Source organism: Vulcanococcus limneticus LL, from assembly GCF_002252705.1.
Classification (GTDB): domain Bacteria; phylum Cyanobacteriota; class Cyanobacteriia; order PCC-6307; family Cyanobiaceae; genus Vulcanococcus; species Vulcanococcus limneticus.
Window position 1 is genome coordinate 1 of sequence record NZ_NQLA01000152.1, and the last position, 902, is coordinate 902.

At 45.5% G+C, this 902-nt stretch carries 1 protein-coding gene and 1 pseudogene; both read left to right on the forward strand.

Translation table 11 applies throughout. From position 1 onward, the window contains the following. Positions 1 to 24 precede the first annotated feature (24 nt). Complete coding sequence (locus CJZ98_RS17845) at positions 25 to 516, forward strand: FkbM family methyltransferase (protein ID WP_094592438.1); 492 nt, start codon at positions 25 to 27, stop codon at positions 514 to 516. A 150-nt stretch (positions 517 to 666) separates the two neighbouring features. After that, a pseudogene (locus tag CJZ98_RS17850) lies at positions 667 to 902 on the forward strand (hypothetical protein); the annotation flags it as partial.

The window sequence follows — 902 nt, forward strand, 5'->3', positions numbered from 1 at the left end:
AAGCCTCTCTGACCCACTGTTGGCATGAAAATTGTTCAACCAATCATAAACGAGATCATGCCGGAATCAAGTGTATTGTTGATTTTTCGAGGTGCCCTTAAACTCAAATTTTCATCTGATAGGGGATGCATGAATTCGTTTGTAGACAATACTTATAAAGGTTCTACAATTTCTGTTGATGTCTCCACTCTGGATAAAGAGTGCAAAGATCTTGAACCTGCTTTGATAAAGATTGATGTTGAGGGTTTTGAGGAAGATGTTTTAAAGGGGGCGTCTGAAACCCTTGCAAAATCATCTTTGCTTGCCGTTATAATTGAAGGGCAAACCGAGAACGTTAACCAACTGTTTAGAGATGCTGGATTTATTGATGTAAACTACTTGCCCTTAATTAGAAAAATAGAACCGCATACAAAAAGAGTGTCAAATCGTATATGGATCAAAAAAGATAAAATGGATAAAGTGAAGAATTTGTTGCTCACTGCTCCCATGCAGGTTGTCTACGGAAATAAGTTTTGATTACTGCCGTCCATAAACCGAACGGTTGAGCGAACACCCACAGAGCACGGTCTCAACAGCGGTTCAACCGTCCATAAACCCTGTCCATGTGTTAGTATTAAAAACAGGGTTGGTTAATGGACAATGGCAAAGTCGGTGGGTTACGCAAGGGTGTCCACCACCCATCAAGCGACGGATACGCAGGTGTCGGCGTTGAAGGTTGCAGGGTGCTCCAACGTCTTCTACGAGGTCATCAGTAGCAGAACGCCCGTAGAGCATCGGCATCAACTTCAGGCGTGTCTGGCGGTGCCGGTGACTGCCAGGAAAGATGACGCCCCTGCCGCCGATCAGGCTGCCATCACCAACGTACTCGCAGTGACGGCGCTTTCCGGTGGTGGCGGATTGAT